The organism is Tenacibaculum amylolyticum (assembly GCF_964511145.1).
Taxonomy (GTDB): domain Bacteria; phylum Bacteroidota; class Bacteroidia; order Flavobacteriales; family Flavobacteriaceae; genus Polaribacter; species Polaribacter amylolyticum.
Window position 1 is genome coordinate 152250 of the sequence record NZ_CAZEFZ010000070.1, and the last position, 6475, is coordinate 158724.

General features: G+C 29.8%; 7 protein-coding genes (1 of these 7 running past the window's edge). All 7 read right to left on the bottom strand.

The window, feature by feature from the left end:
* Positions 1 to 17 precede the first annotated feature (17 nt).
* Positions 18 to 545: a hypothetical protein gene (locus ACKTTC_RS16945; RefSeq protein ID WP_408041042.1), complete on the bottom strand. Its 528-nt coding sequence runs from the start codon at positions 543 to 545 to the stop codon at positions 18 to 20.
* Positions 546 to 565: 20 nt separating this feature from the next.
* Positions 566 to 1459, bottom strand: coding sequence for a DMT family transporter (locus ACKTTC_RS16950; protein ID WP_408041043.1), 894 nt, complete (start codon positions 1457 to 1459; stop codon positions 566 to 568).
* A 93-nt stretch (positions 1460 to 1552) separates the two neighbouring features.
* Positions 1553 to 2434, bottom strand: a complete 882-nt coding sequence (locus ACKTTC_RS16955) for an AraC family transcriptional regulator (RefSeq protein ID WP_408041044.1) — start codon at positions 2432 to 2434, stop codon at positions 1553 to 1555.
* Positions 2435 to 2518: 84 nt separating this feature from the next.
* Positions 2519 to 3289 (bottom strand): LytR/AlgR family response regulator transcription factor, encoded by a 771-nt coding sequence (locus ACKTTC_RS16960; protein ID WP_408041045.1) that lies wholly within the window; start codon positions 3287 to 3289, stop codon positions 2519 to 2521.
* Entirely contained in the window at positions 3282 to 4319 is a 1038-nt protein-coding gene (locus tag ACKTTC_RS16965) for a sensor histidine kinase (protein WP_408041046.1), read from the bottom strand. Before ACKTTC_RS16965 ends, ACKTTC_RS16960 begins: the two co-directional genes overlap by 8 nt.
* A gap of 219 nt (positions 4320 to 4538) precedes the next feature.
* Positions 4539 to 5762, bottom strand: coding sequence for a GTP-binding protein (locus ACKTTC_RS16970; protein WP_408041047.1), 1224 nt, complete (start codon positions 5760 to 5762; stop codon positions 4539 to 4541).
* A 296-nt stretch (positions 5763 to 6058) separates the two neighbouring features.
* Positions 6059 to 6475, bottom strand: partial view of a heavy-metal-associated domain-containing protein gene (locus tag ACKTTC_RS16975; RefSeq protein WP_408041048.1) — the 3' portion only. It continues 303 nt past the right edge of the window; the window shows 417 of its 720 coding nt (coding positions 304–720); its start codon lies off the right edge, out of view — the gene reads right to left on this strand; its stop codon occupies positions 6059 to 6061.

Here is a 6475-nt window from a genome sequence, read left to right on the forward strand (position 1 = left end):
GATCATATATACAATGGTTACCATTTGCTAACTTCATTTGTATATCGTATTAGTCTACCTTCATCAAACTCTTTATGAAAATCACAACTAGTTAAACGCAACATAACGGTATTATCTTCTAGTGATTTTGTATCATGAATATCACCAGGTAAATAAATACTACATTGTCCAGGACCTAAAACATAGCTATCTTTTTGTACTAAATTAAGTGTACCGTTTTGTGAAATAATAGGTTGATATATACCCATTTGTACATTTCCTGAAACGGTTGCGTATAACACCCAACCATTTCCATGATCGTGCGGAGGACTCATAACACCTTCATTTTCTACATGTCCCATTAAAATAAATCCATGTTCCTGACTTTTATAAATTTCTTTTGCAGGATATTGATTTTCTATCAAATCATTCATCCAACTTTCACCAATACAATTTTGAGTTAATTCCTCTAATAACTGTTTGCTTTTCTTTGTTAAATCTGAATTAACAGGATTCCATATTTTAGATAATTCTTCTATAAAATGATGTAATGCATTTTTTTCCATGAGTATATATTTAAGAGTTATTATTTTTTAGTTGACTGTTTTGATAAGTTGATGATATATAAGACTATGGTGAGGAAAATGATTCCTCCACCAATCAAACTTTTTGTGTTAGGAACTTCATTAAAAAAGATAAATGCTAAAATTGGAGCTAACACATTTTGAAACATTAGAGTCAATGAAATTTCTGAAGCAGTTGCATATCTTGTTGCAATCATGGAAAGTACTCTACCCAAAGGAGCAGAGAAGAGTCCCATAGCTGCCATTATAATCCAAGTATGTATTGAATAACTTGAAGGTTTTGCGAAGAAGAACATTACAAAAGCTAAGAAAAAGCCTCCTAACGCAACAACTGTAAATCTATTTACCTTACTGTATTTACGAAGTATAGTAAACATTACAGAAAGACATAAAACAGATACAAAAGCTAAGAGATCGCCTTTCCAATTACCAGAATCAAATGAACCGTTTACAACAATAAATACACCAATAATTACAAATAAAATAGCTAGCCAAGTAGCACTATTTGTTTTTTCTTTTAGAACAATCCAACTTATTAACGCAGCTATTGCTGGAGTAGCACTTAATATAATAAAGGTATTAGCGACAGATGTGTTTTTAACACTTAATACAAATGCAGATGCACTTCCAAGCATTAAAAAACTAGGAATTATTAAAGGCCATCCATTTGTTCGTATAAGCTGAACAATAGAACGTTTTTCTCTTAGTTGAACTAATGCTGACATAGATATAGCTGTAAATAATCCAAACAGAAAAATTGTATCGAATCCTCCTACACCTGAGAATCGAATAAAGATAGGGTCGAAACTCATTAAAATAGCTCCTAGAAGTGCTACTATAATTCCTTTAGTTCTAGTGTTTATGTTACTGAAATAGTTCAGAATATCTTGCTTCATATAGTATCATATTTATAATATGAAAGCAAAATTAGATTAGAAAAGTAGGGCAGAAGGTGACCTTTTTACGGGTTTTAATGGACAAAAAATCCTTTAAACTGAAGTTGGTTTATGTTGGTTACGATATGTTTCTGCAGTAATAGAAGTCTGTTTTTTAAAGAAACGCATAAAATAAGATTTGTCTGTAAAACCTAATTCATAAGCAATTTCAGAAATAGAATTATTAGTAAATAACAAAAGCCTTTTAGCTTCTATAAGCAATCGTTCATGAATAAGGTTTTTAACTGTTTTGTTAAGACCTTTTTTAACTAGACTGTTAAGATGTTTAGGGGAAATATGCATTAATTCAGCATAGTCATTTAATACACGATATTGTTTAAAATGAGTATCGATTAAAGCTTCTAGTTTTCTGATTTGGTATGTTAAGTAAGCAGGTGTTTCCTTTGTAGGCGTTTTAGTATATAAACGTGCAGCTCTAAGTAATAACAATTCTAATAAGGCTCTTAGCATATTCTTATCAGAATTAGTTTTATACTCTTCATACAATTCATCAAAAACAGCTTGAATTTTAATATTACTTTCATTTAAATACGCTACAGGAGCATTGCTAAAAGAATGAAAGAAAGGAAAATCTAATAGTTTTTGTATGGTATCGTTAAGTAAGTAAAATTCTGAATTAAAAGAAATAACATATCCTTTAACATTGGCGCTTAATTCAATTGAATGTACTTGACCAGGAGAAATAAAAAAAAGCGTATTTGGTTGTACATTATAGGTTTTAAAATCGATAATATTTGTACCCGTTCCTTGCTTTATAAACATAATATGGTAAAAATCATGTCGATGTGCTGGTACAACAACCTTATCAGCATTTTCATCTTCTTTTATATGTTCGATTGAAAATGAAGAATTTAATGTATTGTCATTTTGACGAATACTACGAATAGGAACTTGTATAAATTCTCTTTTGGGCATTACCAGTTATATTTATAAAACATGCTAATTAAAATACTAAAATAATAGAAAAAGGAATCAGGTTTTTTTATAACTGATTAAAAGTTACATTTTCACCCAGTCGTTAAATTCACTAGTGTTACTCTGACTTGTTTTTAACCATTCTTGTATACCTGTAACTTTTATAGCAATTACATTTTTTGAAAAGCGTTGCATTTGCTCAATGTATTTTTTATGTACAATTTCACTTCTATTAATTCTAAAAAAGACTTTTTCGTCTAGCATACTAAATAGTTGTTGTAAACCATTTTCAGTAGAAAGCAATCGTTTACCGTTTTCATCAATAATAAAAATAGCGCCTTCTTCAGCTTTAATTAATGCTATTTGATTGATGGTTATAAATGCGATACCGTTTCCTTTTTTATAGGTAAATCGTTCTCTTAAATTAGTTGAAGTTTGCTGTTGTTTAAATAAAGATTCTAACTGACTTAAAATTTCTTTAGAAGAAGATTTTGGAACGGCTATTTTCTTGAACTTATCCCAAGCTTTTTGAAAACGAGCAAAATTATAAGGTTTAAGTAAGTAATCTATTCCCATGCCTTCAAAAGCATTGGTCCAGAACTGATTATACGCTGTAGTGAAAATAATAGGACAACGAATATCACATTGCTCTAAATACGAAAATACATTTCCATCTCTTAATTCTATATCAGAGATAACTACATCAATTTTTGAAGGGCTTTTAAAGAATCTTTGCAAACCTTTTAGGTCTTCGATTTCTGCAACTACATTTGTTTCTTCATCTAATTTACTTAGGAATCTCTTTAACTTGTTACGAGCTGCATTTTCGTCTTCTATAATTAAGATATTAATCATTTGATATTAAAGGTATTTTAATGGTAAATTGAGTTCTGTTATTTTCAATAATTAAAGGGCGAGTTTCTAAGAGCTCATATTGTTTTCTTAAGTTTTTGATAGCCTTACCACTTTTCATAGTTTTTCGAGTATCTAAGGTTTTATCATTTTGAATAATTAAGTAATCGTCTTTTAACGATATTACAATATGAATTGGAACACCTTTTTCATCTGGTCTGTTATGTTCTATTACATTTTCAATAAGTGTTTGGCAAGTGAAGGGAGGAATTAAAAAAGCCCCTTTTTCGTATTCATGAATTTGTAATAGGTATTCATCAGGATATTTTTGAAGCATCATGTCAAAATAAGATTGAGCAAAATTTAACTCGTCTTCTAATGAAATTAAATGCTGATTGGCATTTTCTAGACAGAATCGATATAAGCTAGCAAAATCAGCTAAAAAATCAGAAGCTTTATCTTTATCGGTATAAATTAACTCATCTAAGCTATTTAAATTATTAAAGAGAAAATGCGGATTAAGCTGCGCTCTTAAATTTGCTAGGTTACTTCTATTAAGTGACTTCTCAATTGTTTTTAAATGTTGTTCTTGTTGAATGTTTTTATTGTAAAAGACATAGGCCATAAAAATAATACTGTAAAGAAAGTAATCAACTATATATCTCATATTATGAAGAGTAACCATTCCAATTGGTTGGAAATTTCTATCGAAACTATCAAAAATTATCGCAGCGATTACGCTCATTAAGTTTGAGATAATTATATAAAAAAGAAGTCCTGTAAAAACTATTAAGCTAAGTTTTTTCCATTTTATTTTAGGGAGTAGTATGTTATTATTTCTAACTAGAAGAAATTTTAAAATGGTAAATACAATAATAGCGTTTACTAAGCTAGCTATTGGAGCTTCTGGAGTAAAAACAAGCCAATTGAAACCTTTAGATGGAATTATTCTACTAGAAATTACATTTAAATAACTTATTAAAAAAGTAAAGCCTAGTAGATATGTATTCCAAATGTTTATTGTTAACTTCATATTTGAGATTCAACAAATTTTCGCGAAACAATATAGAAAAAGCGGTAGGATAATAATACAGTTTTAACTATGATTATGATAGCTTTTCTAATTACTGAATAGCAAAAATGAATTACTGATGTTGCGAAAGTATAAGCTTTCGCAAAGCAGCTCAAAATAGAAAGAATGAATCAAGGAATTATTCTATCAAATACAGGAATTTATACGATGGACTTTATTTTATTCTAATGCATAAGCTCTTTCTACTGGCCATTGATCATCATAACCAACTTCCCACATCTTATTTTCTAACTCTTCATTAGTAGCTAAACAGGCATTAAGAGCTGTTGTAATTTGTTTTTCATCTATATGTTGACCTATGAATACAATTTCATTTTTTCGATCACCAAAAGTTTTATCCCAATTTCCTTCTATTTGCTGTTGATTTTCTACAAAAGCTAAGAATTGTGTGCGTTTTTCAAAAGACATACTGCTCCACCAAACACCAGCGCTATCTGCTTTTAAAGAACCTCCTGCCTGACTCCAAACAATTGCTTGTTCTGGTCTAGAAGCAATCCAAAATAAACCTTTACTTCGAATAATTGTATTTGGGAAATGGTGTTGAATATAATTCCAAAAACGATTTGGGTCGAATGGTTTTCGAGCTCTATATACAAAAGAAGAAATACCGTATTCTTCAGTTTCTGGAGTGTGTTCTTTTTTATTAAGTTCTTCAATCCAACCTGCACTTTGCTCAGCTTCTTCAAAATTGAATAAGCCTGTATTTAGAATTTCTTTAGGAGCTATTTTACTATAGCTAGATTCAATAATACGAGCAGATGGATTTAGTTTTTGAATTGCTGCTTTTAGCACACCTAAGTGTTCAGCAGTTACTAAATCGGTTTTATTAAGAATAATCACATTTGCAAATTCAACTTGATCAGTTAATAAATTTACGATGGTACGATAATCGCCTTCAATATTGGTAAGTTCTCTGTCTATTAACGTATGAGAGCTACCAAAATCATTAAAGAAATTATAGGCATCTACAACAGTTACCATAGTATCGATATAGCTAAAGCGAGATAAATCAATATTGTTCTCTTCATCTATAAAAGAAAATGTTTGTGCTACAGGAACAGGTTCGCTAATTCCAGTACTTTCTATAAGCAAGTAATCAAATCGATTCTCTTTAGCTAATCGTTCAACTTCAACCATTAAATCTTCTCGAAGTGTACAACAAATACAACCATTACTCATTTCTACTAATTTCTCCTCAGTACGGGACAAAGTATTTTCGTTCTTCACTAATTCTGCGTCTACATTTACGTCACTCATATCGTTTACAATAACAGCTACTTTTAAACCTTCTTTGTTATGTAAAATATGATTTAATAATGTTGTTTTCCCTGCTCCTAAAAATCCACTCAAAACGGTAACAGGTAATTTCTTAGCTATATCCATTAATCTAATTTGTTAAAAAATATGTTAGTTTTTATAGAACAAATTTAAGGATAAATTAGTTAATGCGGTTTAGTTGCATTAAGAAATAAAACTAGTTATACATTGTAAAAATTAGCTTTTCAATAAAAGGTAAAGGAATTATAGTTGAACTATAATAGATAAAAAAATGAGTGTTTTTATGAAGAGCTTCAATTGTTATGTGTTAAAACGATTGAAGCCCTTTTGTGTTTCCTTAGATGTAAGCTAGCTCAGAATAGTAGTGTTATTCCTGGGGTAACTTTAATGATAATAAGTTATTAGCCTAATGCCATTACTAGCATAGCAAGACTCATTATAATCATTAAACCATCTTCTATAATGGTTACTGTACTCATTGGAAGATTAAAAACATCTCCTAAACAAGCACATTTAATAGTTTTTTTATTCAAAACAGTTTGTAAAACACCAATAATACTAACAGACATGACTACGAGTGTTACACTATTGGTAATAATAGGATCAAAATTAATAAGGAATGCTATACCTAAGGCTAATTCTGTAAAAGCATAGACATAGCCCCAAACAGGAAATTTTCGAGCAATAATGTCATACATAGCATAGCTATCTTTAAAACCATTTAGGTTTAACATTTTGAAAAACGAGAAGGTTAAGAAAAAACCAGCCATAAAATGTCGCATCCATCTAGAGATGTCTATCGTTTCTGTGTTAAGTTC

What these genes read in the sequence shown, in the direction of transcription:
- ACKTTC_RS16955 (WP_408041044.1), bottom strand. Translation starts at nt 2,434, where the DNA reads ATGCCCAAAAGAGAATTTATACAAGTTCCTATTCGTAGTATTCGTCAA.
- ACKTTC_RS16950 (WP_408041043.1), bottom strand. Translation starts at nt 1,459, where the DNA reads ATGAAGCAAGATATTCTGAACTATTTCAGTAACATAAACACTAGAACT.
- ACKTTC_RS16960 (WP_408041045.1), bottom strand. Translation starts at nt 3,289, where the DNA reads ATGATTAATATCTTAATTATAGAAGACGAAAATGCAGCTCGTAACAAG.
- ACKTTC_RS16945 (WP_408041042.1), bottom strand. Translation starts at nt 545, where the DNA reads ATGGAAAAAAATGCATTACATCATTTTATAGAAGAATTATCTAAAATA.
- ACKTTC_RS16970 (WP_408041047.1), bottom strand. Translation starts at nt 5,762, where the DNA reads ATGGATATAGCTAAGAAATTACCTGTTACCGTTTTGAGTGGATTTTTA.
- ACKTTC_RS16965 (WP_408041046.1), bottom strand. Translation starts at nt 4,319, where the DNA reads ATGAAGTTAACAATAAACATTTGGAATACATATCTACTAGGCTTTACT.